Origin of the sequence: Xanthomonas sp. NCPPB 3583 (assembly GCF_041475715.2) — a bacterium.
Taxonomy (GTDB): domain Bacteria; phylum Pseudomonadota; class Gammaproteobacteria; order Xanthomonadales; family Xanthomonadaceae; genus Xanthomonas; species Xanthomonas euvesicatoria.
This window is the reverse complement of sequence record NZ_CM191263.1, coordinates 4,163,814-4,190,260: the sequence shown is the minus strand read 5'-3', so window position 1 is coordinate 4,190,260 and position 26,447 is coordinate 4,163,814. Positions and strand designations below refer to the sequence as shown.

The following is a 26,447-nucleotide window of genomic DNA, read 5'->3' as shown; positions in this document are numbered from 1 at the left end:
ACTTGCCCAGCCCCACGTGCACCCGCTGACGACATCAGGCATGGTTTCATCTGCCCGTCATCCGCTCCGGCAGCATCCGTGGTTTCCGATTTGAGCACTCCTTCTTCCAGCCCCACGCTGGCTGCCGCACTGCCGGCCGCCATCGCCGAGCCGTTTCTGGACCCGGCGATGTATCACGAGATTTTCCACAACATCGATGCCGGGTTTTGCGTCATCGACATGGTATTCGACGGCGAGCAGGCGGTGGACTATGTGATCCGCACCACCAATGGTGCCTTCGAGCGCTACACCGGCCTGTCGCCCAACGCACTGAACGTCTCCATCCGCAACCTGCTCCCCGAGCACGAGCAGGAATGGTTCGACCGCTACGGCCACGTCGCGCGCACCGGCAACCGCATCCACTTCGAAATGCAGGCCAAGGCGCTCAAGCGCTGGTATTCGGTGGATGCGTTCCGGGTCGGGCAGCCGGAGCAGGCACGGGTGGCGATCCTGTTCATGGACATCACCGAGCGCAAACGCGTCGAGCGCGAGCTGGCCGAGAGCGAGGCGCGCTTCAGTGCGCTGGCCGACGGCTTGCCGATGCCGGTCTGGGTGCTGGACGCGCAAGGCGTGGTGCGCTTCGTCAACAGCGCGTATGGCGAATTTTTTGGCCTGGATATTTCCAGCGGTACGGTGTCGGCGTGGAGCGAACTGCTGCATCCGGACGACTTGCCGACGTTCCAGTTCGAGCTGGCCGCATCGCTGCAGGAACAGCGCGGCCTGCGCGCGCTGGTGCGTGCGCGCCGCCATGATGGGCAGTGGCGCTGGATCGAAATGACCGCAACCCCGCGCTATTCGGCCGACGGCCGCTTCATCGGGCTGGCCGGCAGCAGCCCGGACGTGACCGAGCAGCGCGAGATCGAACTGGCGCGCGAGCAATTGCTGGAATCCGAGCGCAGCGCGCGCAACGAGGCCGAAAGCATGGCGCGGTTGAAGGACGAGTTCCTGGCCACGCTGTCGCACGAATTGCGTACCCCGCTGACCACCATCCTGGGCTGGAGCGAGTTGCTGCTGCAGCGGGTCGAAGAAGGCCAGCCGTACTACAAGGGGCTGTCGGTGATCGCCAGCAGCGCACGCGCGCAGAAGCGGCTGATTTCCGACATGCTCGATCTCAGCAGCATGTTGCTGGGCAAGGTGCAGCTGGAAGTCGAATCGCTGGATCTGGTCGAGCAGGTGCGTGAAGCCTTGAACACCCAGGAACTGGCTGCCGAAGGCAAGGACCAGGTCCTGGAGCTGCACGTGCCGCCCACGCCCTGTCTGGTGCTTGGCGATGCCACGCGCCTGCAGCAGGTGTTGTGGAACCTGCTGTCCAACGCAATCAAGTTCACCCCGGCACATGGTCGTATCGACGTCAAAATCGAGCGCGACGATGGGCATCTGGTGGTCTCGGTCTGCGATTCCGGCGATGGCATTGCAGCCGAATTCCTGCCGCACCTGTTCGGTCGTTTCCGCCAGGCCGACGGCACCACCACGCGCCAGCATGGCGGGCTGGGTCTGGGCCTGGCCATCGTGCAGCAGCTGGTGGAAATGCACGGCGGACAGGTCGGCGCCACCAGTGGCGGCCGTGGCAAGGGCGCGACCTTCACCGTGCGGCTGCCGGAACATATTCCCGACCAGGCCAAGCGCCCACGCCGCGAATTGCGGCGGCGTCTGATGTCCGAACAGATCGTCGAAGCGCGCGCGCTCAACGGCTTGCGCCTGCTGGCGGTCGAAGATCAACCGGACATGCTCGATTATCTGCGGCGTCTGCTCGAAGAGCAGGGCGCCGAAGTGGTGGTCGCCGGCAGCGCCACCGATGCGCTGGCATTGATCGATCATCGTGGCCACGCTCGCTTCGATCTGATGCTGACCGATATCGGCATGCCGGGCATGGACGGTTACGGCTTGATCCGTACCGTGCGCGAAAACCTCGGGCTGGATGCCACCGCGTTGCCGGCCGTGGCAGTCACCGCGCTGGCCCGCGAAGACGACCGCAAGCGCGCGCTGGAGTCCGGGTTTCAGGAACATCTGGCCAAGCCCTACAGCGTGGCGCAACTGGTCACGGCCGTGCGTGCCGCGCGCCAGGCGGTGGAGTAACCGGCGCGCAGCGCACAGCCGCGCAGCGGGTCACCGCAAGGTGGTGAGGCGACGCGTTGGATGCGCAGTAGCGTGTGTGTGGCTTGCGTACCTGGCGTCTTTCCATGAGGCGCCGATCTACCCCAGAACAACCGATCGTCATGCGACGCACAGGTGGTTTCGTGGATGAGCCTTTCACCACCGTTGCAGCGCGGCCGCGCTGGAAGACGGATGCGTGCGCATGCTTGGCGCCAATGCCGCGCCAATGCCGAGCACCGGCACACGACACGTTTTCTGCCTCTTTCACGCATGCTGGCCTAGCGTGGTGCGCTCAGCTCACGGAGATCGCGCAATGCCCAAGCATGCCCCGCACGTGTATTCCGAACAGGTCCAGATCGCCACGCTCGAACATTGGGTGTCCCTGCTCGATGGTCAGGAGCGTGTGCGCATCGAGCTCGACGACGGCAGCATGATCAGCGGCACGGTTGCCGTGCGCCCAAGCCTGCAGACCTATCTGGACGACCACGACAACGAGGGATTGAACGGTCAGCTGCGGCTGGACCAGCTGGATGCATCGCAAGAGCCGCAATGGATCTGGATGGACCGGATCGTGGCGGTGCACCCGTTGTTGCTGGGCGCCGATCCGCAAGTCATGCCGTGATGGTGGTGTGTTGACGGTGTGTTTACTTCTCGCCGTCGCGTTGGCGGCATGATCGCTGGCTGACGCAACCGTCCAGGATTTGCCCGCAATGAATGCATCCCGATTGAAGTTCGCTCGCTGGCCGCTGTCGTTGATGGCGCTGGCCGTGCTCGCCGCGTGCGGCGACACGGCAACGTTGGCGATCGAACAGGGGACCGGGCCGGACCCGCAATTGCCCGAGCCGGTGAAGCGTCTGATTCCCACCGTCAAGGTGGCGCCGGTCAAACGCTGGGCAGCCAATGCCAAGCCCATCGCGGCCGACGATCTGCAGGTGGCTGCGTTTGCGCGCGATCTGGATCACCCGCGCTGGATCTACGTGCTGCCCAATGGCGATGTGTTGGTGGCCGAAACGGCCGAGCCGCCCAAGCCCGAGGATGCCGAAGCCGGTGGTGGGCTGCGCAAGAAAGTGCAGGGCGCGATGATGAAAAAGGCCGGCGCGGCGGTGGCGAGCGCCAATCGCATCACCTTGCTGCGCGATGCCGACGGCGACGGCGTGGCGGAAGTGCGCACGCAGTTCGTCAGCGGGCTGTTTTCGCCGTTCGGCATGGCGCTGATCGGCGACCGCTTCTATGTCGCCAACGCCGATGCGCTGGTGAGTTTTCCGTACAAGCCCGGCGACACGCATCTCACCGCCAAGCCGACTTTCGTGGCCAATCTGCCCGGTGGCATCAACCATCATTGGACCAAGTCGCTACTGGCCAGCCCGGACGGCAGCAAGCTCTATGTCGGCGTCGGTTCCAACAGCAACGTGGCCGAAAATGGCATGGAAGCCGAGCTCAATCGTGCGGCGATCCTGGAAATCGACCCGGCCACCGGCAGCAGCCGCATCTTCGCCGGCGGCTTGCGCAACCCGGTGGGCACCGCATGGGAGCCGCAGAGCAAATCGCTGTGGGTGGTGGTCAACGAGCGCGACGAAATCGGCAGCGACCTGGTGCCGGACTACCTCACCTCGGTGCGCGACGGCGGTTTCTACGGCTGGCCGTACAGCTACTACGGCCAGCATGTGGACGAGCGGGTCAAACCGCAGAATGCCGAACTGGTGGCAAAGGCAATCAAGCCCGATTACGCGCTCGGCCCGCATACCGCGTCGCTCGGCCTGAGCTTCGCCAGCGGCACCTTGCTGCCCGAGCGTTTCCGCCAGGGCGCCTTCATCGGCCAGCACGGCTCGTGGAATCGCGACCCGCCCAGCGGCTACAAGGTGTTGTTTGTCCAGTTCGCCGATGGCAAACCCAACGGCCCGCCGATCACGGTGCTGGATGGATTCCTGGATGCCGAAGGCAATGCGCAGGGCCGCCCGGTGGGTGTGGCGTCGGACAGTCGCGGCGCACTGCTGGTGGCCGACGATGTGGGCAATGTGATCTGGCGGGTGACGCCGAAGGCGCGTTGAGCCGGGCAGCGGGCCGCGTGGCCAAGTGGACTAGCCCCTTCAGCGAGGCACCTCCGGCGAGGCGCAGAAGCGACGCGCATATCCCCTTTCTTCGGCAACGCGCTGGATTTCCTCGTCGGCCAATTCTGGTGCGCCATAGACTGCGTAGGCCACGCTGCCATCGGCGCGCTCGCCGATCTGGTGCAGGCGGTATCGGGGGCGACCTGCGCCGGTATTGGCGGGGTAGTGCATGGGCGGGGGCATGTCGTCCAAGTCCATTTCGCTGTTATCGACCACTCCACCTACGAATAAGGCGCGCGTCATAATGCTTTCTCCGGTGTGTGCCTGACCTCAGCCTAGGTGGAGGAATGTTGCGTGCGCATCAATGGCCTGTGCAGGCGCGGCAACACAGTGGGCGGTGTAACTCCATCGATCCCCTGCAATAGCCGGCCCGCAAGACGGTCTATTGCCAAGTGCTGCGCAAAGTTGACTGAAAGCGCTGACTCTGACGCGATGCTGGGCCTCGCCGGAACTTCTGCAAATATCCCATGCTCCTCTTCCCAAACAAGCGAGAGGAGCTGGCCGACAATTATGCGGAGGAAAAGAAATCAGAAAGGCTGACGCGGGTTGTCGTTGTCGCCTTTACTTGTCGGGGCACTGAATTGATAGCCTGTCAGTTGCCATGATCCACCTGACTGACCAGCCCATTCGTAATCCCATTGTTCAAATGCCCCGCCAGGAAATTCGTTACGGATTGTAATTTTCTCGCCAGGGACGCCGCTGGCGGGCAAAGGAACCGGTGGACCATCCGGCCCGGACTGAATACTAATCAATCCGGTCGAGACTATGCTGCGGGAGACACTCAGGCTACTCGTCGGTAACAGCGGCGGATACTTTGGTGAGTGCTGCTTGATCCAAGCGACGATGGATTGCGATTCGTTAGATCCGGCGCGATATAAACTTTTCTGCGTTGTTACCAGCGAGCTGGATGGCGTCGTCGCCGCACGATAATTCTGACCATATGCGGACGTCGCCAAAAATAGTGTTGCGGAAAACAGTCCGAAATATTTCCTATATCTCATATCCAGTATTCCTATTAATGATCGGCAGGTCTTCCTGCGAGCTCAAGCGTGGGCCTTTGCTCTGCCGCTGTCAATGCGCTCATTAAAGAAGCCATCCAAGCCTCGGTAAGCCATTCGAAGGCAGCCTGTGGATGAGATTGAATCACGTGATCGCTATCGCATTATCACTTTGCGCTCAACACCATATTTGTTACTTATCAGTCAAATGGAATCATCTGGATGCCACGCAAGCCTCCCCCTTCTGTTCCGGACAGTCAGTATGCAACCGCAGCGGGCGTCACACCGCCACCGCTCCCTTACAATGGCCGCCCATTTCCGCTCCGACGACCAATGGCTGGCCCGCACGACGCCCCGCTTCAAGCCCTGTTCCTGCCTTTTGCCCAAGGCGCGCTGCCATGGTCGGAAGGACCGGTGTTGTTCCTGCGCGCGCGCGACGGTTTTCCGCTGCGCGAGCAGGCAAGCCCCCAAACGCTGACCTGCGAGCAGAGCTTCCGTCCGTTCGCCGAAGCGCTGGAGCGCAATGGGTGGACCGTGCGCGAAGAAAGCGAGATCGAGGCCGACAGTACGCGCTATGCCCTGGTGCTGGTGCTGCCTCCGCGGCAGCGCGAGGAGGCGCGCGCGCTGTTCGCACGTGCGGTGGCGCTGACTGCGCCCGGTGGCCGTGTGGTGGCCTGCCAGTCCAACAACGAAGGCGCACGCTCGGGGGAAGCCGATCTGCGCCAGCTCACCGGGCTGGCCGGCAGCCTGACCAAGTACCACTGCCGCACCTATTGGAGCGCGCCGCTGCCGGCCGACACCGATGCCGCGCTGCAGGCGCGCTGGGCCGCGCTGGATGCGCCACGCAAGATTCTGGACGGCCGCTTTGTCAGCCGTCCCGGCGTCTTCGCCTGGGATCGCATCGACCCGGCGTCCGCGCTGCTGGTCGAGCATCTGCCGACCACGCTGGCCGGCCATGGCGCCGACCTGGGCGCTGGTTTTGGTTATCTATCGGCCGAAGTGCTGGCGCGTTGTCCCAAGGTCACCGCGCTGGATCTGTACGAAGCCGAGGCGCGCGCATTGACGCTGGCGCGGCGCAACCTGCAGGACATCGCGCATCCGGCGCAGCTGCACTACCACTGGCGCGATGTCACCGCCGGGCTGGTGGCGCAATACGATTTCATCGTCAGCAACCCGCCGTTCCATACGCCGTCGCGTGCCGACCGCCCGGACATCGGACAGCGCTTCATTGCGGTGGCCGCACAGGCACTGCGCCCGGGCGGGCAATTGATACTGGTCGCCAACCGGCACCTGCCTTACGAACAGGTGCTCAACGACAGTTTCGGACAGGTCCGCGTGGCTGCCGAACGCGATGGGTTCAAGCTGATCGCGGCGATCCGCGGCCGCGGAGCGCGCCCATGAAGCTGGTCAAACACATCGCCAATCTCGGCTACGGCAGCCGCAAGCAGGTCACCCAGCTGTTCCGGCAGGGCGCGATCACCGATGCGCAAGGCGAGGTGCTGTATGCCGACGACCAGGTGGAGCACGACGCCATCCGCATCGATGGCGAACCGCTCGATCCGCCAGCGGGCTTGAGCCTGTTGCTGCATAAACCCAGCGGCTACACCTGCTCGACCAAGGACACCGGCCGGCTGATCTACGAATTGCTGCCGCCACGTTTCCGCCTGCGCGCGCCGGTGTTGGCGCCAGTGGGTCGGTTGGACCGCGAGACCAGCGGCATGCTGTTGATGACCGACGACGGCGCGCTGCTGCACCGGATCATTTCGCCTAAATCGGCCCTGGACAAGGTGTATGACATCACCCTGGCCGAGGACCTGCGTGGCGAGGAGGCCGCGCTGTTCGCCAGCGGCAGCTTGCTGTTGGACGGCGAAACCAAGCCGCTGCTGCCGGCCGAGCTGGAGGTGCTTGGCCCACGCCAGGCGCGGCTGACCTTGCACGAAGGCCGCTATCACCAGGTGCGGCGCATGTTCGCTGCCGCCGGTAACCACGTGGTCGCGCTGCACCGCAGCCGCATCGGCGGCCTGTCGCTGGATGGATTGCCGTCGGGGCAATGGCGTGCGCTGGAAGCGAACGATCTTGAGGTGTTGTTGGGCCGCGGCGCTCCGGCATGACCCACAGTGCAGCGCTGCCGTTTCGCCCGCAGGCGGTGATCTTCGACATGGATGGCTTGATGCTCGATAGCGAGCGCGCCATCACGGCCTGTCTGGCGCAGGCCGCCGACGACCAGGGTCTGCAGATCGAACCGGCCTTCTGGTTGCGCATGGTGGGCACCGGCGATGCGGCCTGCCGCCGGCTGCTCGGCGAACGGATCGGCGAGGCCGCGGCCGACACCATGCTGGCGCATGCGCAACGGCTGTATGCCGCTGCGGTCGAGCGCGGCGTCCCGCATCGGCCCGGCATCGTTGCGCTGTTGGACTATCTGGCAGCCCAGCGCATGCCGCGCGCGGTGGCCACCTCCACCCAGCGCCCGCTGGCGCTGCGCAAGCTGGAAGCGGCCGATCTGTTGTGGCGCTTCGATGCCGTGTGCACGGCCAGCGATGTGGTCCATCCGAAACCTGCGCCGGATATCTACCTGCTGGCTGCGCGCACCTTGGCGGTAGACCCTGCGCACTGCCTGGTGCTGGAAGACTCGCCCACCGGCGTGCGTGCAGCATTGGCGGCCGGCATGACACCGATCCAGATTCCGGACCTGCTCGAGCCCGACGCCACCGTGCGTGCGCTCGGCCACCGCATCCTGCCCTCGCTGGGTGATGCGCAACGCTTGCTGGAAGCACGCTTGTCGGGGTGACGGGTTCGGGTGGATACGTCGCGGGGCCAGTTCATGCGCCAACCCGGCTGTGATCACGCAGGTGCTGCCGACCGCCTCGCTGCGCTTACGCGTAGTGCATCTTGCGCGACATGCCACCGTCGACGATGAAATCCTGCCCGGTGACGAAACCGGACAGCTGCGGCGCAAGCAGATACACCGCCAGCTGCGCAATGTCTTCGGGTGTGCCCACGCGCCCGGCCGGGTGCTGTGCATGGTCGCGACGCGACAATTTCGGTGCCCGCCGGCGCTGCGGCGCGCGCCACGCATCGGTGCTGATCCACCCCGGGCTGATGCTGTTGACGCGTACATGCGGTCCTTCGCTCAGCGCCAGCGCGTGGGTAAAGGCCACCAGGCCGCCCTTGGCTGCGGCGTACGCTTCGCTGTGCGGCTCCGATTGCCAGGCGCGGGTGGAGGCGATGTTGACGATCGCCCCACCGGCTGGCGCCTGCCTGAGCGCGGGCAGCGCCTGCCTGCTGCACAGGAAGGCGCCGTGCAGGCTGGACAGCCGGCTGTTCCAGGTGTCCCAGTCCAGTTGCGGCAGTGCCGCGATATGCGGATCGGGCACGCCGGCATTGTTGACCAGACCATCGATGCGCCCGAAGCGCTTGAGCGCCGTGGCGACCAGGCGCGTGGCCTGCGCCTGGCGCGCGGCATCGCAGCGGACGAAAGCGCTACGGCGCGGCAGTGCCCACTCCTGCAGGCAGGCCTTGCCGGCATCGGCATCCAGATCGCCAATCACCACGCTGCCGCCCGCGCCCAGCACCGCCTGGGCAATGCCGCGGCCGATACCTTGCGCCCCACCGGTGATCACCACCACGCGGTCCTGCAGCGGCGACGGGTTCCATGCGGAAATTGCGGGGATCAAGGCCATGGCATGCGGCACGGGTGAGGGTGGCGGCACTGTAGCGCGCGGGCTGTCGTCGTCGCAGCAACGTGGAGCGCGGATGAGGATTCGGCGCACGTGCCATGCGTGCGCTCGATGTCATCCACATTGAACCTGACGGATGCAGGCTGATCCGGGCAGCTGCCCGGATCGCGTGCGTTCCGCAATGTCCCGGTGCCGCCGGTGCCGCCGGTGCTGCTGCGCCTGCACTCAATCACCCAATTGCCCGGTGCCACACGTGTGCAGCGTGCCCGGCGGCATGCGGCGCTCGACCAGTTCGACGCTGAGCACGCGATCCGCATGCGGCTGAAGAACTTCCGCCCTGTTTTATGCCAACAACCTGCGGGCGCAAGTGGCGAAAATCGCACTCGCTGCAGTCCCGGACGGCAGGTGCAGCACTCAGTGCTCTGCACCGTTGAGCACGCGCTCCCAGCCATCGCTGCCCAGGCGTTCGAGCGTCTGGATATTGCGTTCCACAATCACATCCGGATCCGGGAACGCCGCCACCGCACGCTCCACGCTGTCTTCGCGCAACAGGTGCAAGGTGGGGAAGGGCGAGCGGTTGGTGAAGTTGGCCACATCGTCCAGCGCCGCGCCTGCGAACTGGTAATCCGGATGGAAGCTGGCCACCTGCAACACGCCTTGCAGGTCCAGCGCTTCCACCGCCGCATCGGCGTTGTCGAGAAAGTCGTTGTAGTCCAGGAAGTCGGTGAGCACGTCCGGATGCACGATCAGCGTGGTGTCGATCTGTTCGGCCGGCGTATCGCGCAGCAGCACCAGTTCCTCGGCCAGTTGTTCCAGCAAGGCTTCGGGCGTGCTGGCATCGCTGAGCACCAGCCGCACCTGTTCCTTGACGTACACCGCCTTGGCGAACGGGCACAGGTTCAATCCGATCACCGCACGTTCGATCCATTTGCGGGTGTCGGCGATCGGATCGGAGGTTGCGGGCGTGGTGGTCATCGTGGCGGCAGCGGGCTGGCGCGCCAGTGTATGCGATCGCCATGCAGCGGACCGCGCGCGTGGTTGGCAGCAGCGGGCGCTAGCGGGGCACCATCGCGACGCTGCCAGCGAGGCGGCAGGTTTCTTCCGCCGCGCGCGCAGACCAGCTTGCGCTCACGCATTTAGGCCGTGCGGCGCAGCACGGAGCTGTGCCTGCAAGAACGCGATGGACGCCTGCGCGACGGCGCCGGCCAGCGGGGTCTTGTGCGGCGACCCGATCGCATGCGCGCCGGTGTCGAAGGCCAGCGCCTGCCTGTGTGCCGGCGCAGTGCCCAGCGCTGCGAACATCTGCAGCATCGCCGGCACCGAGGCAACGCCGTCTTCGCGGCCGTCGGCAGCGCGGTAATAGCCTAGAAACACCGGGCAGCGCACCTGTGGCCACGGCGGGTCGGCGGCGATGAGCGCAAACAGGTCACGCAAGGCGCGAAATCCGTCCGGATGGATCGTCTCCGACCAGAACGCACGCGCGGCAGGCGTGCGCGTGCGCGGGTCGATCAACGGCGCCTGCGCGGCGCAGATCTGTTCGAGCAATGCCGGGTCGGCTGGCCGGATGCCGGGTGACCAGGCAACCACGCCGGCCACCGCGTCCGGGTACCGCGCGGCCAGCCACAAACCCAGTGTCGCGCCCATCGACGAGCCGACAATCGCAACCCGCTCGCCCATGCGTTGCGCCTGGGCCAGTGCCTCCAGCGCCGAGGCCTGCAACACCGCCGGTGTAAGCCCCTGCATTGCATCGGCGGCGGTGAGCCCGTGCCCGGGCCAGCGATGCACGTAACCGTTGGCGCCCAGCGCATCGGCCATCTGTTCGGGTAGCGCGCCTGCTTCGCCCGGGCTGGCGCTGAAGCCGTGCAGGTACAGCACCACCAGCGGCGTGCCGGCGTGTGCGGCATGCTGCCAGTAGGCGCGTGCGGCGTTGCCCGGCTTGAGCTCAGGGGCGTGCATGGCTGGCATGCCGGGCGAGCAGTGCCAGCAACTCGTGCGCATTGATCGGCTTGGGCAGATAGCCGGCCACGCCCGCCGCGCTGGCGTCGCGCATCGAATCGGTCCGCGTGTCGGCGGTCAGCACGATGATCGGCGGCAGCGCCGACATCGCATCGCGCGCCTCCCGCAGCGCATCCCAGCCGGACGTGCCCGGCATGTGCAGATCCAGGAACACCAGGTCCGGCGCTGCCTCGCGGATGCGCTGCACCGCGTCGGTGCCATCGACCTGGAAGCTCACCCGATGCCCGGCGCGGGTCAGCAGATTGCCGATCACCAGACGATTGGTATCCATGTCTTCAAAGACCAGGCAATGCAGGGAAGGCACGTTTTCTGCGTGCTGGGCCAGCGCATCGCGCAGCGCGAGCGTATGGCTGCCGGACGCGGCGGCGGGCAGTTCGAACATCCAGCGGAAGATGCTGCCACCGGCGGGGTTGTCGCTCACGGTCAGGCTGCCGCCCATCGCATCGGAAACCGACAGCGCGATGTACAGCCCCAGGCCCACCCCGCCTTCGACGCGACTGAAGCCGGTACTGAGCTGAGTGAACGGAGTGAAGATGTAGGCCTTCTGATCGTCCGGTACGCCGATACCGGTGTCGGTGACGGTCACCGCGATGCTCCAGCGCTCCTGCACCTGGGTCGCGTCGATCAGCAGATCCACCGTGCCGCCGGCCGGGGTGAACTTGATCGCATTGATCACCAGGTTGCTGATCACCTGTTCGATGCGGCCTTCGTCGCCCATCACGTGCGGTGCCTGTGGGCTATCGACACGCACATCGAGCGTGACGCCCTTGCTGGACGCTGCGGTGGCGCAGACCGCTTTCACCGTGGTGACCACGTCCAGCAGGTTTAACGGCTTGCGATGCAGCTGCAGGCGTCCGCCGTCGATGCTGGCCACATCCAGCACCTCGTTGACACGATGGCGCAGCGCGGTTGCATTGACGGTCACCGATTGCAGCAGCTCGCGTTGCTGTGCCGGCATTTGCTCGGTTTCGATCAATTGGGCGCAGTTGATCACCGCATTCAGCGGCGTGCGCAATTCGTGACTCATGGTGCTGATGAAACGGCTTTGCGCATCGCGCGAGGCCAGTGCCTGCAGTGCCACTTCCTGCATCGCAAGCACGATCCGCGCCACCAGCAACGGCAGCACGATGATCAGCGCCACGGCATAGACGAAATACGCCGGACGCGACAGCCAATAGCCTGACGGTGCGGTCAACAGCATCAGCACGAAGGTGCTGAGCAACACCGGAAATATCGCGCGTTGCCCGTAACGCGCCACCGCCGCGATGGTGATGAACGGCAAAAATGCATTCAACGACATCAACAGGATGAAGGCCAAGTAGGTCTGGATGCCGATGAACAGCAGGTTCATCGCAAAGTCCATCGCATCGAGCCATTCGCTGGGCGCAATGACACGGCGACGTACCAGCAGCATCCACACCACCGACAGCACCCACAGGCCGACCGCGGTGGGAAAGACATGGTGCGCGTCGGCCACCAGCACCGGTTGCGGCCCGTACAGCCAGCCCAGGCACCACGCGGTGACGATGCTCTGCACGATCACGCGGCCCACGCAGGCGCGATATTCCAGGAACGACTCGAACAGCCGCACCAGTCTGTCGTTGCGCAACTGCCTGGCGGCCAGGATCAGGCCGGGCGCTGCGCGGTTGGGAGTGCTACGCATGAGGGTCCGCATCGTCGGAGGGAAGGGTACGCCGGTACTGCTTGACCAGCAGGCCAGCCGCGTTCGCCACCGCAGTGAAACGCTGCGCAAGCGTTTCGCCCAGCGCGCCATGGCTTGCGGCATCGCGCAACTGGTCGCAGGCCTTCAGCAGTTGCTGCGAGCCGGTCAGCGAGATGGTGTTTTTCAACGAATGGATCTGCTGCAGCGCCTGCGCCTGCGGCGTGCCGGCATCGCCGAGCGTGCAGGTGGCGATGGCATGTTCGATCTCCACCAGGAAGGCATCGGCAAACGCCGCTGCCGCCACCGGATCCAGGTCGGCCATGGTGTGCAGCGTCGAGCCGGTCTCGATGCGTGGTTGCGCATGGGCGGCGGCGTGCCGGGCATGTTCGCCCGCTGCGTTGGCCGGCCCGTGCATGCGCAGGCGTTGCAACAGGCTGGCGAACAGGTCGCGCATGCTCGCAGGCTAGGCCAGTGCGGCGAGGTGACGGGCGCCACCGCGCCGCGTGCCGCGCGCAGGCCGCAGGCGCCACTCCGGCTCACCCGGCCGCACGGCGCGCACGCGCAGCGCCGTCCCGATCGTTGCGGTCACCCCGCCGCACTCAATCGCGGAAGTTGTCGAACTGCAGCGGCAGTTCGAAGTCGGCCTTTTTGAGCAGCGCGATCGCGTCCTGCAGATCGTCGCGCTTCTTGCCGGTGACGCGCAGCTTGTCGCCACTGATCTGCGCTTCGACCTTGAGCTTGGCTTCCTTCAACTTGGCCACCAGCTGCTTGGCCTGCTTCTGCTCGATGCCTTGCTTGACGGTCACTTTCTGCCGCGCGCCGGCCAGGTTGGTTTCCACCTCGCCAAACTCCAGGCAGCGGATGTCGATGCCGCGCGCCAGCAACCGCGCGCGCAGGATGTCGGTCATCTGCTTGATCTGGAAATCGCTGGGCGCGGACTGGTTGATCACCTTGCCGTCTTCCAGCTCGAACTTGGCCTGGACTCCCTTGAAGTCGAAACGTGTGTCCAGCTCGCGGTTGGCCTGATCCACCGCATTGGTCAGTTCGTGCTTGTCTACTTCGGACACAACGTCGAAGGAAGGCATGCAAAGCTCCTGCAATTGAAAAACAGCCGCCATTCTAGGCCATCGTGCCGGCCCGGCCGTCATGTGGGCCTTGGCGGGCGTGCCAGTGCCGCGGCGATAATGCGTGCATGCCCACCACCCGCTCCCCGCTTCCCGCCATCGCCTGGATGGTGGCCGCCGTGGCCTGTTTCTCGCTGATGGACGCGGGAATGAAGCTGCTGTCGGCGCATTACCCGCCGCTGCAGGTCACCTTGTTGCGCGGCGCTGCCTCGTTGCCGTTCGTGCTGGTGTGGGTGTTCGCCACTGCCGGGCCGCGCGCGATCGTGCCGGTGCGCTGGGGCCTGCACCTGCTGCGCGGGGTGCTGGGCATGGTGATGATCGGCTGCTTCGTCTTCGGCATCAAACGCATGCCGTTGTCCACCGCTTACACGCTGTATTTCGTGGCGCCGCTGCTGGTGGCCGCGCTGTCGGTGCCGCTACTGGGCGAGCACGTCGGCCCGCGCCGCTGGACCGCGATCGGCATTGGCCTGGTCGGGGTGATCGTGGTGCTGCGCCCGGGCGTGGACGGGCTGATCTCGCTGCCCGGGCTGATGGTGCTGCTGGCCGCCACCGCCTATGCCGTCGCGGCGATCACCGTGAGCCTGCTGACCCGTACCGACACCCCGCAGGCCATGGTGGTGTGGTTCTTGCTGTTCATGGCGATCGGCGCCGGGTTGCTGGCCATCCCCGGCTGGGTGCCCTTACAGGCCGGGCACGCCGGGCTGATTGCCGGCATGGGCCTGGCCGGTGCGCTGGGCCAGGTTGCGCTGACCCAGGCCTTCATGCGCGGCGAGGCCTCGATGATCGCCCCGCTGGAATACACCGGTCTGGTCTGGGTGATCGGCTGGGATTGGCTGCTGTGGCAGACCCTGCCCGACAGCTGGACCTGGACCGGCGCCGGCATCATCGTCGCCAGCGGGCTGTATTTGTTGCGCCGGGAGCGGATACGCCAGGCGGACAGGCCGTTGCCGCTTGAGAGGCCGTGAGGACGGGATTCGGGATTCGGGATTTGGGATTTGGGATTCGGGATTCGGGATTCGCAACAGCCGAAGCGCCGTGGCCTTTGCGAATCCCTGGCGGCCGTGATTCGGGATTCGCGATTCGGGATTGGCAACAGCGGGGCCGCCGTGGCCTTTGCCAATCCCCAATCCCCAATCCCCAATCCCGATGGTAGGCTTCACGACCCCCCAACCGGCCACGCGCGGTGATCCAGTTTCAGCGCCTGCACAAGTCCTATTCCGTCGACGGTCGCCAGATCGTGGCGCTGCACCCGCTCGATCTGCGGATCGGCCCGGGTGAGGTGTTCGGCATCATCGGCCATTCCGGCGCCGGCAAATCCACGCTGATCCGGCTGATCAACCGGCTGGAAGAGCCCAGCGGCGGTCGTCTGCTGATCGGCGACGAGGACGTGACCGCGCTGGACGGCCAGGGCCTGCGCGCCTTGCGCCGCCGCATCGGCATGATTTTCCAGCACTTCAACCTGCTGTCCTCGCGCACCGTGGCCGGCAATGTCGCCTTCCCGCTGGAACTGGCCGGCACGCCGCGTGCCGAGATCGATGCGCGCGTGGCCGAGCTGCTGGCCCGGGTCGGGCTGCAGGAGCACGCCAACAAGTATCCGGCGCAACTATCGGGCGGGCAGAAGCAGCGCGTGGGCATTGCGCGCGCGCTGGCCACCCGCCCGCAGATCCTGCTGTGCGACGAGGCCACCAGCGCGCTGGACCCGCAGACCACCGCCTCGGTGCTGCAGCTGCTGGCGCAGATCAATCGCGAGCTCGGCCTGACCATCGTGCTGATCACCCACGAGATGGATGTGATCCGCCGTGTCTGCGACCGCGTCGCGGTGCTGGACGCCGGCAAGCTGGTGGAAACCGGCCCGGTGACCGAGGTGTTCCTGCATCCCAAACACGCCACCACCCGGCGCTTCGTCTCCGAAGCCGAACATGTGGACGAAGCCGAGCTGCATCGCGATTTCGCCGCAGTCGGCGGACGCATCGTGCGGCTGACCTTCCTGGGCAACGGTACCTACGAACCGGTCTTGGGCCGCATCGCCCGCGAAACCGGGGTGGACTACAACATCCTGTCCGGGCGGGTGGATCGCATCAAGGACACGCCCTACGGCCAGCTCATCGTCGCCCTGACCGGCGGCGACCAGAACGCTGCACGCGCCGGTTTCGTCGCCGCCGGCGTGCAGGTGGAGGATCTGCGCGTATGACCCCGATCGTTGCTGCAGCCGGTGGTTTCTTCCGTAATCTCGATGCCGCCAAGTGGGGCGACATCGGCCAGGCCACCCTCGATACCTTGCTGATGCTGGCCGGTGCGTTGCCGCTGACATTGCTGATCGGCCTGCCGCTGGGCGTTGCGCTGTTCCTGTGCGGCGCGCCGCAGTTGCGCCGGCGCCCGGTGCTGTACGGCGCGCTCGCGGCGCTGATCAACCTGCTGCGCTCGGTGCCCTTCATCATTTTGATGATCGCGATGATCCCGCTCACGCTGATGCTGATGGGCACTTCGCTGGGCGTGCGCGGCGCGATCCTGCCGCTGGTGGTCGGCGCCGCGCCGTTTTACGCACGCCTGGTGGAAACCGCGCTGCGCGAAGTCGACCGCGGGATCATCGAAGCCAGCCAGGCAATGGGCGCCACTACCCGGCAACTGGTGCTGCGGGTGCTGTTGCCCGAAGCGCGCCCCGGCCTGATCGCCGGTGCCACCGTGACCACCATCGCGCTGATCGGCTTCACCGCGATGGGCGGTGCGATCGGTTCCGGCGGCCTGGGCGATGTGGCCTATCGCGAGGGCTACCTGCGCTCGCACTCGGACGTGGCACTGATCACTGTCATCGCCTTGCTGGTATTGGTGCAGGTGCTGCAGATGCTGGGCGACCGCCTGGTGGCGCATTACAGCCGGCGCTGAGCCGGTGCGCGGCCGTTGGAGCGCACGTGACCCAACAGCTGCATCGCTGCCCCGTCCGCACCGCGCGGTGCATCGCTGCCACACGCCGCGTCTGGTAGGTTGAGCGCCTGCGGCAGGTCCGCATCCTCCTCCCACGGATCCCTACATGAGCACATTCGCGTTTCGTTCCCTCCTGGCGGCAGCCACGCTGGCATTGGCATCCTGTGGTGGCGGTGGCGGCAGCGGCGGCGACACCCTGACCGTGGCCGCCACGGCCGTGCCGCATGCCGAAATCCTGGAAGTGGTCGAACCGCTGCTGGCCAAGCAGGGCGTCAAGCTCGATGTACGGGTGTTCAACGACTACGTGCAGCCCAACGACCAGGTCGTGCAGAAGCAGATCGACGTCAACTACTTCCAGACCGAGCCCTATCTGGATGCGTACAACCGCGACCGCAAGAGCCAGCTGGTCACCGTCGTCGGCGTGCATATCGAGCCCTTCGGTGCCTATTCGCGCCGCTTCAAGGCGCTGGCCGAGCTACCCACCGGCGCCGATGTGGTGATCCCCAACGACCCGAGCAACAACAGCCGCGCGCTGATCCTGCTCGACAAGGCCGGGGTGATCAAACTCAAGGACCCGAGCAACGCCCTGTCCAGCCAGCGCGACATCGTCGAAAACCCCAAGCAACTCAAATTTCGCGAACTCGATTCGGCCATGCTGCCGCGCGTCCTGGACCAGGTCGATCTGGCGCTGATCAACACCAATTACGCGCTCGACGCCGGGCTTAATCCCACCCGCGATGCGCTGGCGATCGAAAGCAAGGACTCGCCGTACGTCAACTTCCTGGTGGCGCGCGCCGACAACAAGGACGATGCGCGCGTGCAGAAACTGGCCAAAGCGCTGACCAGCCCGGAAGTGAAAGCCTTTATCGAGCAGAAGTACAAGGGCGCGGTGCTGCCGGCGTTTTGAGTGCGGTCAGCGGCGCTTTTACACCCAGGCGTCTTCACCACGACTTGTAGTAATAGATGCCATCGGCCGTCATGACCAGGTTGATGGCATTCTCCTCGCCGTTGCGATCGCTCATGCTGGGGTGCAGCTTGGCGCCTACGATATTGAAGTCGTGCCCGAGCGCCAGCAGGTCTCTCTCGATTTCGAAGCTGCCCAGCTCGTCTTGGTTGGAGATCATGCCGCCTACCAGGAATATGTCGGGCTTACGCACGCCTTCTTCGCGCATATCGTCGCGGATTTCGGAAAGTGCATCTTGTGCATCCTGTATCCCCGAATAATGCAGCAGGCCCAGGATGTCGTGGCCGCGAGGATTTTTTCCTTTTGCACAAATGCAGACGCATGAAGACAAACCGTGCGTGCCGATCGAATCAAATCCATCTTGCGCAAGATTGATGACGACACATGCGTCCATATCCACATCCATTGTCCGGCTGGCTTGGATATCGCGTACAGACCGGACGGCGCGGATGTGGGGCGTGCAAAAGAGTGCGGCGTATTGTCGTTCCAGATCGTGAAATGGCTGGATCTGCTCCCGGGTAAAGCCGTCCGGGATGGCGAATGCGTCGCTGCCGTAGGGGCGCGCACGGCTGCCGGCCCGTGCGCCATCGCCATCGCCCGCGGTGTCGGCAACACGCTTTCTGGGTCGTTGGCGCGGCAACCCCTGGCAGTCGGGGTGGGGCGCAGGCCATTGCGCAATCCCGTCGGCTGGATCGGCCGACGGCGGCGGCTCCGCGGTGTAAGCGGTGCTGGTGGATGTGTCGGGTCTGATGGAAGCCGGCTTCATGGAGTCAGGACCACCCGCGATACACGTCTGGATCCTCGCATCGCCCCTGCATGAGGGCACGCCCGCTGCCGAACCGATGGGACTGGAAAACGAAGTGTTCTGCTTGGACGAAAACGGATGCGCGAGGCCTGCTTCTTCGAACATCGCGTCTTGATCGCCTGGAAGCGCGCCGGTACCGGGATCAACAGCCCAACGATCCAGTTGCAGCTCGCCAGGCGGGTGTCCCGTTCTTGCCAAAGGGCGTCCAGATCGCAGCTCTGCGGCAACATTGCCGACGATGTCTCCGTGGTCGCTGCCGATCTTCGGCAGGACGCGCTCGATCCTTCCCAATGCGTATCACGTTGGCGCGTTCGCCCCGAGCCGAGCGCGTTCGCCGTGCTGCAGATGGGCGCAATTGGCACCGAACACGCGCTGCTGCACGTATACGTAGTAGCGTCATCGGCCATCTTTCTACGGCAGTCTCCCGATGCCTTTGCTGCTTGCCATTCCGCTGGCTGTGATCATTGCCCTGGCAGTGTTCGTGGTGGTGTTCCCGTTGTCGCTGCTGCAGCGCTTCCGCATGAGTACTGCACGTCGTCAGGCGCGTGGATGGCTGCTGCTGATCAACCTGGTGTCGGCGGGCATCTCCAGCGTGCTGTTTGTGATCTTCAGCTTGATCGCGGCGGCGTTCTGGCCCGGCGCGATCAGCCACGCCGCATTCGGCTGGGCCTGCGGGTTGGCGCTGGGTGCGTTGGCGTTGCGCCTGACCCGTTTCGAACGCACCACGCAAGGCCTGTTTTACCGGCCCAACCTGTGGCTGGTGCTGGGCTTGACTGCGTTGGTCGTGGTCCGGGTGATCGCCGGGATGGTGCAGGGCTGGCGTAGCGCCTGGCAGGGGGTGGCCTGGCCAACCGACGGGTGGCTCAGTCATGCCAGCCTGCTCGGCGCTGCGGGCGTCTTGCTCGGTTATGCGCTCGCCTATGCCACCTTGCTGTGGTGGCGCTGGCGCAGCGCACGTTTGCGCGGCAGCGTTTATTGGCGGTGAGGGCGTTTGAAAGCGCGCGCCAGGCGATTGTGTTCGACGCATGCACGGGGGTGTCGACGCATGCAGGTGCACGGAGTTGCAGACGCATTGGAAGCGATGAAGCAGAGTCGGAGGCAAATAGTCACGCCACTATTCGCATTCGTACCGGAGAGCTGACACGGCACCTCAGGCCTCGGTCGTAACGGCCCGCACCCCACATCTCACGCCACACACAAAAAAAACGGGCCTTTCGGCCCGTTTTTTCTTCAACCAACGCCCTGGTGGGCAGCGCTCTGCTTAGAATCGCGCACCAATACCGAAGCCAACGGTCCACGGATCCAGTTCCAGCTCGCTGCCGGTACCCTGGCCACCCACGCGCAGTTCCGGACGCGAACGCATGTAGCGGGCGTCGGCACGTGCGAACCAGGTGGAGTTGATGTTCATGTCCACACCAACAGTGCCGATGACGCCCTTGGCGGTGCTCAGGCCCACGTGGTCGCCGGTGGTCGACGCCGCGTCGATCTTTTCGTTGCTGAAGTTCGACTCGTAGTAGCCCACGCCCACGAACGGACGGAACACGTTGTCCGCTTCGCCGAAGTGATACTGACCGCTGATGGCGATCGGCTGCTGCTCGACGGTACCGACCTTGCCCACGCCATCGGCGTTGACGCGGTGGTTGAACTTGTCGGCGGCGCCCCACAGTTCAACGGCCCAGTTGTCGTTGATGTAGTAGCTGGCGCTCAGCGTCGGTGCCGGGCCGCCATCGACGTCCAGGCCCGGCGCCGGGTTGTTCTTGGGGTTCAGCAGCGCCACGCCACCGACCACGGCCCAATGCTTGCCAGAAGCGGTATCGCCGCTGGTGGACATCGTGCTGGAAGAAGTCGAGGAGGTGTCGCCGGTATAGGTGGTGTCCTGCGCGAACGCGGACGGTGCAATCGCAAGTGCAGATACAGCAGCCAGGCTCAGGATGGAAATGGAACGCATGAGGGTCTCCTCGTCTTGTTGTTGGGCCCGTGGAGTGGGCCGCGCCAAAACTATTCCTAAAAATCTGAATCCACGCCCACCTGCGGCCCGCTAAAATTTCGTTTGTTCAGGAATTCCCCCAAGAAGGCCGTCGTTACGTCATGCAGTCTGAAAAAGACATTCACGCAGATGCGATTGCCGTGACGAAAAAACACCTCAGCCAAGGCTTGCCAGCGCACGTTCGCAGCGATTGCAGGGTGTTGCTGCTTGGTTCGATGCCCGGTGTCGCGTCACTGGAAGCCGCGCGTTACTACGCGCATCCACGCAATCGTTTCTGGCCGCTGATGCATGCCCTATTGGGCATTGATGCGGCCGCAAGCTATGCATTGCGCTTGCAAGCATTGCTCGACCATCGCGTGGGCCTGTGGGACGTCATCGGCCAATGCGAGCGGCGCGGCAGTCTGGATACGTCCATTGTGGCGGCGAGCATCGTGGTCAATCCGCTGCCCGCGTTGCTGGCCACGCTGCCGCAGCTGCGCATGGTGGCCTGCAATGGCGCTGCGGCAGCACAGGCCTGGCGCCGGCATGTACAGCCGCGGCTATCGGCGCAGCTTTGCGCGCTGCCAGTCGTCGCGTTGCCATCCACCAGCCCGGCCAATGCGGCCTGGTCGCTGCCGCGGCTGGCCGCGGCCTGGCAGCCGCTGTGCGATGCGCTGCGCTAGCCAAGGTGAGATGCCGCGAGGTCGATATGGAATGCCAGCGTCGCAGTGACCGCGCCGCCGTCGCGGTGCCCCCGCACTGATCGTTGACGCACGCTGCCTGCCTGCCTGCGGTCGACACCGCGCTGCGCGCGTGGCGGCCATTGGCCAGAAGTCATGCCAGCCTCCGGCACAGGTCTGCGTGCCACAGGCGCAGGCATGCTGCAACCGGTCCGCAACGGAGTGGCGAGATGGCGATCAAACACGCAATCACGGTGGCAGCAGCTGCGCTGTTCGGGCTGTTGAGCGGCGCAGGGGTGGCCGCTGCCAAGGACCAGGACCTGCACTGCGAGGTCAGCAGCGATTACGACCTCACGCTCAACGCCCGCAGCCTGATCCTGATCCGCGAATCCGGCACGCCGCAGCGGCTGGTGATGCGCCAGGGCGCCCTGTTCGTCGACGACCGCTGGGTGGCATTGAGCGCAGACGATCGCGCCCGCCTGGTCCAGTTCGAGCGCCAGACCCGCGATGTGGTGCCGCTGGCGCAGGCAGTCGGGCGCGAAGCGGCCGATATCGCAGTCACTGCATTGGGCGAGGTGGCCGCCGGCTTCAGTCGCAGCCCCGACGCCAGGCGCGCGCAGTTGGCAAACGTGCGCGAGAAGATCGATGTGCGCTTGAAGCAGAGCTTCGGCAAGAGCCAGCTGACCCCGATCGATATCGACGACGACATCGGCGCGCTGGTGGCCGAGTTGCTGCCGCAGCTGATCGGCGATGTGGTGGCCGGTGCGGTGCAGTCCGCGATCACCGGGAATGACGTGCAGCTGCGTTCGCTCGATGGCATGGAGGCGCGCATCGAGCGCCTGGTCGAGCCGCAGGCGCGTGCATTGCGGCCACGCGCGCACCAGTTGTGCCAGCGCCTGGAAGCGCTCGATGCGCTGGACAATGCGCTAGCGTATCGTTTGCCGTCGGGCGAGCCACTGCAACTGTTGCGGGTCGATCGGCGCGCGGCGAAATGATCGGCGTACGCACGCATGCGGACGCTGCATCTCGCCGGGCGCGCGATTTTTTGCACGGCAATGGTTGGCGCTGCGGCCCGCAGCCGGCCACAATAGGGGTTTCCCCATTCTGTTGCCGGAGTTCCCCGTATGGCCGAAATCAAGGAAGCACTTGTCCCCGATATCGGTGACTACAGCGACGTCCCGGTAATCGAGGTGCTGGTGTCCGTCGGCGATACGGTCAGCAAGGACCAGAGCCTGGTCACGCTGGAATCTGACAAGGCCACCATGGAAGTGCCTTCGTCGGTGGCGGGCGTGGTCAAGGAACTCAAGGTCAAGGTCGGCGATTCGCTCTCGCAGGGCGCGCTGGTGGCGTTGATCGAAGTGGCCGATGCCGGCGCCGAGACCGCCAAGCCCGCCGCTGCCGCGGCGCCCGCCGCACCGGCCAAGGCGGCGCCCGCCGCCGCCCCGGCACCGGCCGCCAAGGCCGAATCTGCTGCGCCAGCGGCTTCCTCGGACGGCGGCCTGATCGAAGCGCGCGTGCCCGATATCGGCGACTACACCGACATCCCGGTGATCGAGGTGCTGGTGGCCGTGGGCGATACCGTCGCCAAGGACCAGAGCCTGGTCACGCTGGAATCGGACAAGGCCACGATGGAAGTCCCGTCCTCGGCCGCCGGCGTGGTCAAGGAACTCAAGGTCAAGGTCGGCGACACGCTCTCGCAGGGCAATGTGGTGGCGATCATTGCGGCCAGCGATGGCGGCACCGGTGCGGCGCAGTCGCCGGCCAAGCCCACCACCGACACCGCCGAAACCGCGGGCAAGGTCGAGCCGGTTGCCGTCCCGGCCGAGCCGGACAAGCTGGCCCAGCGCGAAATCGCGCAGGTGCAGGGCGCGCGTTCCGGCGCTGGCACGCAGGCAGCGCAGGGTGGCCAACCGTCCGCGGGCAACCCGAGCAGCCCGCCGGTGACCTTCGATGCCGACAGCGTGCTGCCGTCCAAGGTGCCGTACGCCAGCCCGGTGGTGCGCGTGTTCGCACGCGAACTGGGCGTGGACCTGAACCAGCTCAAGGGCAGCGAAAAGGGCGGCCGCATCACCCGTGAAGACGTACAGCGGTATGTGAAGGCTGCACTCAGCGGCGGCGCACCGGCCGCAGCCGGCGCTGCGCCTGCCGGTGGCGGCAACGGCCTGAACCTGCTGGCCTGGCCGAAGGTGGACTTCAGCAAGTTCGGCGAGACCGAAACCCAGCCGCTGTCGCGCATCAAGAAGATTTCCGGTGCCAACCTGGCGCGCAACTGGGCCATGATTCCGCACGTCACCCAGTTCGAGTCGGCCGACATCACCGACCTGGAAGCCCTGCGCGTGGCGCTCAACAAGGAAAACGAGAAGGCCGGCATCAAGCTGACCATGCTCGCGTTCCTGATCAAGGCCAGCGCCGCGGCGCTGAAGAAGTTCCCCGAGTTCAACGCCTCGCTGGATGCGGCCGGCGAAAACCTCACCCTGAAGAAGTACTTCCACATCGGGTTTGCGGCCGATACGCCCAACGGCCTGGTGGTGCCGGTGATTCGCGATGTCGACAAGAAGGGCGTGCTGCAGATCGCGCAGGAAAGCGGCGAGCTGGCCAAGAAGGCGCGCGACGGCAAGCTGGGCCCGGCCGACATGAGCGGCGGCTGCTTCTCGATCAGCTCGCTCGGCGGTATCGGCGGCACCGCGTTCACCCCGATCATCAATGCGCCGGAAGTGGCGATCCTGGGCGTATCCAAGTCGGCGATGCAGCCGGTGTGGAACGGTAAGGAGTTCGCGCCGAAGCTGATGCTGCCGTTGTCGCTGAGCTATGACCACCGCGTCATCGACGGCGCCCTGGCAGCCCGTTTCACCACCTACCTCAGCCAGGTGCTGGCCGACATGCGTCGCGTCCTGCTGTGAGGGCCGCGCTGCTGACCATCGCCGCGCTCGGCGTGCTGCCGTGGGCAAACGCGGCCGCACGCGAATGCGAGAGCACGCTCGGCCGCGGCTGGCCGCCGGCCGTGGGCAACTACGGCACTGCCGTGACCACGCTGCTGGATGGCGGCACCAAGCCGGCCTTGTCGTTGCTGACGCTGCCCACACGTGGGGTAGAGAGCGCGGTGTCGCTGGTGCCGGGCAAGGAAGGCGCCGACTGGACCCTGCGGCATAGCCGCGCCGACGAGCGCGTCTACAGCTGGGTCAGCCAGACCGACCGCGGCAGCGTGCAGTTCCGCACCGAGCAGACCCCGGAAACGGTCGAGGTCCCGATCCCGGCGCCGTTGGCCAAGCGCCTGGTCAGCAACTGGACCAACACGCTGACCCAGCTCGCACCGAACGGACGCACCGCGCCGGTGAGCGAGGGCGAAGTGCTCTCGTTCCAGGTCGATGGCGTGCGCTACAGCGGCGCGCGCCCCAGCTGCGGTGCCGGCGAGTTGCTGCTGAAACAGGCCGCGCTGCTGATCGAAGCCAGCGAAGGCAAGGAAAAGAAGCGCGACAAGCGCTGGACCCAAATCGAATCGTCGCTGGATGAACTCCAGCAGACGCTTGCCGGCACGGCCGGTTGAGCTACAGGAGAAGCAAATGGCGGTCATTGAAATCAAGGTTCCCGACATCGGCGATTACAGCGATGTCCCCGTCATCGAAGTGCTGGTCGCCGTCGGCGACAGCGTGGCCAAGGACCAGGGTCTGGTGACGCTGGAATCGGACAAGGCCACGCTGGAAGTGCCGTCCTCGGCGGCCGGTGTGGTCAAGGAACTCAAGGTCAAGGTCGGCGACACCCTGTCCGAAGGCGCGCTCGTGCTGCTGCTCGAAACCGAAGGCGAGGCTGCCGCGCCGGCCAAGGCCGAACCCAAGGCTGCCCCGGCCGCTGCAGCGCCTGCCGCCGCACCGGGCAGCAAGCCGCCGGTGACGCCGTCGCACCGTGCCCCGGCCGAGCCGGCCGCGCCCAAGCCGGCGCTGGCCAGCGGCAAGCCGGCCGACATCGAATGCAAGATGGTGGTGCTCGGCGCAGGCCCCGGCGGCTACACCGCTGCCTTCCGTGCGGCCGATCTGGGCCTGGAGACGGTGCTGATCGAGCGCTACGCCAGCCTGGGCGGTGTCTGCCTCAACGTCGGCTGCATCCCGTCCAAGGCGCTGCTGCATGCCGCCGCGGTGATCGACGAAGTGGCCCATGCCGGCGACTTCGGCGTGGACTTCGGCCAGCCCAAGATCGCCCTGGACAAACTGCGCGAGTACAAGGAAAAAGTGGTCGGCAAGCTCACCGGCGGCCTGGCCAGCATGGCCAAGCAGCGCAAGGTGCGCACCGTCACCGGCGTGGCCAGCTTCGTCTCGCCCAACGAGCTGGAAATCGTCGGCGACGACGGCAAGACCCAACTGCTGCGCTTTGAGCACTGCATCATCGCCGCCGGCTCGCAGGCGGTGAAGCTGCCCAACTTCCCATGGGACGACAAGCGCGTGATGGACTCCACCGACGCGCTGGAGCTGCACGACATTCCCAAGACCCTGCTGGTGGTCGGCGGCGGCATCATCGGCCTGGAAATGGCCACGGTGTACAGCGCGCTCGGCAGCAAGGTCACCGTGGTGGAGTTCATGGACCAGCTGATGCCGGGCGCCGACAAGGACCTGGTCAAGCCGCTGGCCGATCGCCTGAAAAAGCAGGGCGTCGAGGTCCATCTCAAGACCAAGGCCACCGACGTCAAGGCCGACAAGGCCGGCATCACCGTGTCCTTCGAAGCGGCTGTGGAAGGCGAAAAGCCCGGCCTGCAGGCCACCACGTACGACCGCGTGCTGGTCGCCGTGGGCCGTAGCCCGAACGGCAAGAAGATCGGTGCGGAAAAGGCCGGCGTCACCGTCACCGAGCGCGGCTTCATTCCGGTCGATCGGCAGATGCGCACCAACGTGCCGCACATCTTCGCCATCGGCGACATCGTCGGTAACCCGATGCTGGCGCACAAGGCCACCCACGAAGGCAAGCTGGCTGCCGAAGTGGCTGCCGGCGAGAAGAAGGAATGGGTGGCGCGGGTGATCCCGTCGGTGGCCTACACCAACCCGGAAATCGCCTGGGTCGGCGTCACCGAGACCGAAGCCAAGGCCAAGGGCCTGAAGGTGGGCGTGGCGAAGTTCCCGTGGGCCGCCAGCGGCCGCGCGATCGGCATCGGCCGTACCGAAGGTTTCACCAAGCTGATCTTCGATGAACAGACGCATCGCGTGATCGGTGGCGCCATCGTCGGCGTGCATGCCGGCGACCTGCTGGCTGAAATTGGCCTGGCGATCGAAATGGGTGCCGAGGCCGAAGACATCGGCCACACGATCCACGCGCACCCGACCCTGAGCGAGTCGGTCGGCATGGCCGCCGAGGTCTACGACGGCACCATCACCGATCTGTACATCCCCAAGAAGAAGTGACGCCGCT

Annotated in this window: 26 protein-coding genes; 16 read left to right on the top strand and 10 right to left on the bottom strand. The window is 65.7% G+C overall.

Annotation, left to right across the window (positions count from 1 at the left end):
- Positions 1-78: 78 nt before the first annotated feature.
- The 3 genes from ACCQ07_RS17935 (at position 79) to ACCQ07_RS17925 (ending at position 4,181) form a co-directional block, all read left to right on the top strand.
- A complete protein-coding gene (locus ACCQ07_RS17935; protein ID WP_005911255.1) occupies positions 79-2,115 on the top strand; it encodes a PAS domain-containing hybrid sensor histidine kinase/response regulator in 2,037 nt (678 codons plus the stop codon).
- A gap of 331 nt (positions 2,116-2,446) precedes the next feature.
- On the top strand, positions 2,447-2,755 hold the full coding sequence (locus ACCQ07_RS17930; RefSeq protein ID WP_011348683.1) for a DUF3247 family protein: 309 nt from the start codon (positions 2,447-2,449) through the stop codon (positions 2,753-2,755).
- 88 nt (positions 2,756-2,843) lie between these two features.
- Positions 2,844-4,181: a PQQ-dependent sugar dehydrogenase gene (locus ACCQ07_RS17925; RefSeq protein ID WP_372363513.1), complete on the top strand. Its 1,338-nt coding sequence runs from the start codon at positions 2,844-2,846 to the stop codon at positions 4,179-4,181.
- Positions 4,182-4,220: 39 nt separating this feature from the next.
- Here ACCQ07_RS17925 and ACCQ07_RS17920 read toward each other — a convergent pair whose 3' ends face one another.
- Together ACCQ07_RS17920 and ACCQ07_RS17915 are read right to left on the bottom strand one after the other, a co-directional pair.
- The gene (locus ACCQ07_RS17920) at positions 4,221-4,484 is read right to left on the bottom strand and encodes a hypothetical protein (protein WP_011348681.1); all 264 of its coding nucleotides are present in this window, start codon (positions 4,482-4,484) and stop codon (positions 4,221-4,223) included.
- A gap of 284 nt (positions 4,485-4,768) precedes the next feature.
- Entirely contained in the window at positions 4,769-5,242 is a 474-nt protein-coding gene (locus ACCQ07_RS17915; RefSeq protein ID WP_005911251.1) for a hypothetical protein, read from the bottom strand.
- A gap of 330 nt (positions 5,243-5,572) precedes the next feature.
- Here ACCQ07_RS17915 and ACCQ07_RS17910 point away from each other — a divergent pair, with 330 nt between their 5' ends.
- Genes ACCQ07_RS17910 through ACCQ07_RS17900 form a run of 3 tightly spaced genes read left to right on the top strand, consistent with a single transcriptional unit; the run spans position 5,573 to position 8,027 of the window.
- Positions 5,573-6,640, top strand: coding sequence for a class I SAM-dependent methyltransferase (locus ACCQ07_RS17910; protein ID WP_136733222.1), 1,068 nt, complete (start codon positions 5,573-5,575; stop codon positions 6,638-6,640).
- Positions 6,637-7,350: a pseudouridine synthase gene (locus tag ACCQ07_RS17905; RefSeq protein ID WP_372363512.1), complete on the top strand. Its 714-nt coding sequence runs from the start codon at positions 6,637-6,639 to the stop codon at positions 7,348-7,350. Before ACCQ07_RS17910 ends, ACCQ07_RS17905 begins: the two co-directional genes overlap by 4 nt.
- Entirely contained in the window at positions 7,347-8,027 is a 681-nt protein-coding gene (locus ACCQ07_RS17900) for an HAD family hydrolase (RefSeq protein ID WP_218502256.1), read from the top strand. The genes ACCQ07_RS17905 and ACCQ07_RS17900 overlap by 4 nt, the downstream gene beginning before the upstream one ends.
- Before the next feature lie 85 nt (positions 8,028-8,112).
- On the opposite strand, the gene ACCQ07_RS17895 is transcribed toward ACCQ07_RS17900, so the two are convergent.
- From ACCQ07_RS17895 to ACCQ07_RS17870, 6 genes are all read right to left on the bottom strand, one after another.
- Positions 8,113-8,919, bottom strand: coding sequence for an SDR family oxidoreductase (locus ACCQ07_RS17895; protein WP_031424985.1), 807 nt, complete (start codon positions 8,917-8,919; stop codon positions 8,113-8,115).
- Positions 8,920-9,330: 411 nt separating this feature from the next.
- Positions 9,331-9,891: a DUF1415 domain-containing protein gene (locus tag ACCQ07_RS17890; RefSeq protein ID WP_007962251.1), complete on the bottom strand. Its 561-nt coding sequence runs from the start codon at positions 9,889-9,891 to the stop codon at positions 9,331-9,333.
- Between the two features lie 153 nt (positions 9,892-10,044).
- Positions 10,045-10,872 carry an alpha/beta hydrolase gene (locus tag ACCQ07_RS17885; protein WP_029820349.1) on the bottom strand — a complete coding sequence of 276 codons (828 nt, stop codon included), beginning with the start codon at positions 10,870-10,872 and terminating at the stop codon, positions 10,045-10,047.
- Complete coding sequence (locus tag ACCQ07_RS17880; protein WP_372363510.1) at positions 10,859-12,595, bottom strand: ATP-binding response regulator; 1,737 nt, start codon at positions 12,593-12,595, stop codon at positions 10,859-10,861. The genes ACCQ07_RS17885 and ACCQ07_RS17880 overlap by 14 nt, the downstream gene beginning before the upstream one ends.
- Positions 12,588-13,049: a hypothetical protein gene (locus tag ACCQ07_RS17875; protein WP_031424982.1), complete on the bottom strand. Its 462-nt coding sequence runs from the start codon at positions 13,047-13,049 to the stop codon at positions 12,588-12,590. Before ACCQ07_RS17875 ends, ACCQ07_RS17880 begins: the two co-directional genes overlap by 8 nt.
- A gap of 145 nt (positions 13,050-13,194) precedes the next feature.
- Complete coding sequence (locus ACCQ07_RS17870; protein ID WP_372164429.1) at positions 13,195-13,680, bottom strand: YajQ family cyclic di-GMP-binding protein; 486 nt, start codon at positions 13,678-13,680, stop codon at positions 13,195-13,197.
- 107 nt (positions 13,681-13,787) lie between these two features.
- Between ACCQ07_RS17870 and ACCQ07_RS17865 the strand changes: the two genes are divergently transcribed.
- From ACCQ07_RS17865 to ACCQ07_RS17850, 4 genes are all read left to right on the top strand, one after another.
- Positions 13,788-14,684, top strand: coding sequence for a DMT family transporter (locus ACCQ07_RS17865; protein WP_071118094.1), 897 nt, complete (start codon positions 13,788-13,790; stop codon positions 14,682-14,684).
- A 218-nt stretch (positions 14,685-14,902) separates the two neighbouring features.
- The gene (locus tag ACCQ07_RS17860) at positions 14,903-15,910 is read left to right on the top strand and encodes a methionine ABC transporter ATP-binding protein (RefSeq protein WP_008578010.1); all 1,008 of its coding nucleotides are present in this window, start codon (positions 14,903-14,905) and stop codon (positions 15,908-15,910) included.
- Positions 15,907-16,602: a methionine ABC transporter permease gene (locus tag ACCQ07_RS17855; RefSeq protein ID WP_003489185.1), complete on the top strand. Its 696-nt coding sequence runs from the start codon at positions 15,907-15,909 to the stop codon at positions 16,600-16,602. The genes ACCQ07_RS17860 and ACCQ07_RS17855 overlap by 4 nt, the downstream gene beginning before the upstream one ends.
- 145 nt (positions 16,603-16,747) lie before the next feature.
- Entirely contained in the window at positions 16,748-17,548 is an 801-nt protein-coding gene (locus tag ACCQ07_RS17850; protein ID WP_011348670.1) for a MetQ/NlpA family ABC transporter substrate-binding protein, read from the top strand.
- 34 nt (positions 17,549-17,582) lie between these two features.
- Here the strand turns inward: ACCQ07_RS17850 and xopAK are convergent, their stop codons facing one another.
- Complete coding sequence (gene xopAK / locus ACCQ07_RS17845; RefSeq protein WP_372364164.1) at positions 17,583-18,371, bottom strand: XopAK family type III secretion system effector; 789 nt, start codon at positions 18,369-18,371, stop codon at positions 17,583-17,585.
- Positions 18,372-18,837: 466 nt separating this feature from the next.
- On the opposite strand from xopAK, the gene ACCQ07_RS17840 reads away from it, so the two are divergent.
- Positions 18,838-19,395 carry a CcdC protein domain-containing protein gene (locus ACCQ07_RS17840; RefSeq protein ID WP_372164425.1) on the top strand — a complete coding sequence of 186 codons (558 nt, stop codon included), beginning with the start codon at positions 18,838-18,840 and terminating at the stop codon, positions 19,393-19,395.
- A 276-nt stretch (positions 19,396-19,671) separates the two neighbouring features.
- Here ACCQ07_RS17840 and ACCQ07_RS17835 read toward each other — a convergent pair whose 3' ends face one another.
- Complete coding sequence (locus tag ACCQ07_RS17835; RefSeq protein WP_014091128.1) at positions 19,672-20,358, bottom strand: OmpW/AlkL family protein; 687 nt, start codon at positions 20,356-20,358, stop codon at positions 19,672-19,674.
- Between the two features lie 140 nt (positions 20,359-20,498).
- On the opposite strand from ACCQ07_RS17835, the gene ACCQ07_RS17830 reads away from it, so the two are divergent.
- The 5 genes from ACCQ07_RS17830 (at position 20,499) to lpdA (ending at position 26,440) form a co-directional block, all read left to right on the top strand.
- On the top strand, positions 20,499-21,059 hold the full coding sequence (locus ACCQ07_RS17830) for a DNA-deoxyinosine glycosylase (protein WP_011348664.1): 561 nt from the start codon (positions 20,499-20,501) through the stop codon (positions 21,057-21,059).
- Positions 21,060-21,286: 227 nt separating this feature from the next.
- Positions 21,287-22,051: a DUF2884 family protein gene (locus ACCQ07_RS17825; RefSeq protein WP_372164423.1), complete on the top strand. Its 765-nt coding sequence runs from the start codon at positions 21,287-21,289 to the stop codon at positions 22,049-22,051.
- Between the two features lie 129 nt (positions 22,052-22,180).
- Positions 22,181-23,956 (top strand): dihydrolipoyllysine-residue acetyltransferase, encoded by a 1,776-nt coding sequence (locus ACCQ07_RS17820; protein ID WP_372167093.1) that lies wholly within the window; start codon positions 22,181-22,183, stop codon positions 23,954-23,956.
- A complete protein-coding gene (locus ACCQ07_RS17815; protein ID WP_008572889.1) occupies positions 23,953-24,600 on the top strand; it encodes a hypothetical protein in 648 nt (215 codons plus the stop codon). Before ACCQ07_RS17820 ends, ACCQ07_RS17815 begins: the two co-directional genes overlap by 4 nt.
- Before the next feature lie 16 nt (positions 24,601-24,616).
- The gene (lpdA, locus tag ACCQ07_RS17810; RefSeq protein ID WP_011348660.1) at positions 24,617-26,440 is read left to right on the top strand and encodes a dihydrolipoyl dehydrogenase; all 1,824 of its coding nucleotides are present in this window, start codon (positions 24,617-24,619) and stop codon (positions 26,438-26,440) included.
- The last annotated feature ends 7 nt before the right edge of the window (positions 26,441-26,447 follow it).

Coding starts and splice junctions, on each gene's coding strand:
- ACCQ07_RS17930 (WP_011348683.1), top strand. CDS start 2,447: ATGCCCAAGCATGCCCCGCACGTGTATTCCGAACAGGTCCAGATCGCC.
- ACCQ07_RS17925 (WP_372363513.1), top strand. CDS start 2,844: ATGAATGCATCCCGATTGAAGTTCGCTCGCTGGCCGCTGTCGTTGATG.
- ACCQ07_RS17920 (WP_011348681.1), bottom strand. CDS start 4,484: ATGACGCGCGCCTTATTCGTAGGTGGAGTGGTCGATAACAGCGAAATG.
- ACCQ07_RS17915 (WP_005911251.1), bottom strand. CDS start 5,242: ATGAGATATAGGAAATATTTCGGACTGTTTTCCGCAACACTATTTTTG.
- ACCQ07_RS17910 (WP_136733222.1), top strand. CDS start 5,573: ATGGCTGGCCCGCACGACGCCCCGCTTCAAGCCCTGTTCCTGCCTTTT.
- ACCQ07_RS17905 (WP_372363512.1), top strand. CDS start 6,637: ATGAAGCTGGTCAAACACATCGCCAATCTCGGCTACGGCAGCCGCAAG.
- ACCQ07_RS17900 (WP_218502256.1), top strand. CDS start 7,347: ATGACCCACAGTGCAGCGCTGCCGTTTCGCCCGCAGGCGGTGATCTTC.
- ACCQ07_RS17895 (WP_031424985.1), bottom strand. CDS start 8,919: ATGGCCTTGATCCCCGCAATTTCCGCATGGAACCCGTCGCCGCTGCAG.
- ACCQ07_RS17890 (WP_007962251.1), bottom strand. CDS start 9,891: ATGACCACCACGCCCGCAACCTCCGATCCGATCGCCGACACCCGCAAA.
- ACCQ07_RS17885 (WP_029820349.1), bottom strand. CDS start 10,872: ATGCACGCCCCTGAGCTCAAGCCGGGCAACGCCGCACGCGCCTACTGG.
- ACCQ07_RS17880 (WP_372363510.1), bottom strand. CDS start 12,595: ATGCGTAGCACTCCCAACCGCGCAGCGCCCGGCCTGATCCTGGCCGCC.
- ACCQ07_RS17875 (WP_031424982.1), bottom strand. CDS start 13,049: ATGCGCGACCTGTTCGCCAGCCTGTTGCAACGCCTGCGCATGCACGGG.
- ACCQ07_RS17870 (WP_372164429.1), bottom strand. CDS start 13,680: ATGCCTTCCTTCGACGTTGTGTCCGAAGTAGACAAGCACGAACTGACC.
- ACCQ07_RS17865 (WP_071118094.1), top strand. CDS start 13,788: ATGCCCACCACCCGCTCCCCGCTTCCCGCCATCGCCTGGATGGTGGCC.
- ACCQ07_RS17855 (WP_003489185.1), top strand. CDS start 15,907: ATGACCCCGATCGTTGCTGCAGCCGGTGGTTTCTTCCGTAATCTCGAT.
- ACCQ07_RS17850 (WP_011348670.1), top strand. CDS start 16,748: ATGAGCACATTCGCGTTTCGTTCCCTCCTGGCGGCAGCCACGCTGGCA.
- xopAK (WP_372364164.1), bottom strand. CDS start 18,371: ATGAAGCCGGCTTCCATCAGACCCGACACATCCACCAGCACCGCTTAC.
- ACCQ07_RS17840 (WP_372164425.1), top strand. CDS start 18,838: ATGCCTTTGCTGCTTGCCATTCCGCTGGCTGTGATCATTGCCCTGGCA.
- ACCQ07_RS17835 (WP_014091128.1), bottom strand. CDS start 20,358: ATGCGTTCCATTTCCATCCTGAGCCTGGCTGCTGTATCTGCACTTGCG.
- ACCQ07_RS17830 (WP_011348664.1), top strand. CDS start 20,499: ATGCAGTCTGAAAAAGACATTCACGCAGATGCGATTGCCGTGACGAAA.
- ACCQ07_RS17825 (WP_372164423.1), top strand. CDS start 21,287: ATGGCGATCAAACACGCAATCACGGTGGCAGCAGCTGCGCTGTTCGGG.
- ACCQ07_RS17820 (WP_372167093.1), top strand. CDS start 22,181: ATGGCCGAAATCAAGGAAGCACTTGTCCCCGATATCGGTGACTACAGC.
- lpdA (WP_011348660.1), top strand. CDS start 24,617: ATGGCGGTCATTGAAATCAAGGTTCCCGACATCGGCGATTACAGCGAT.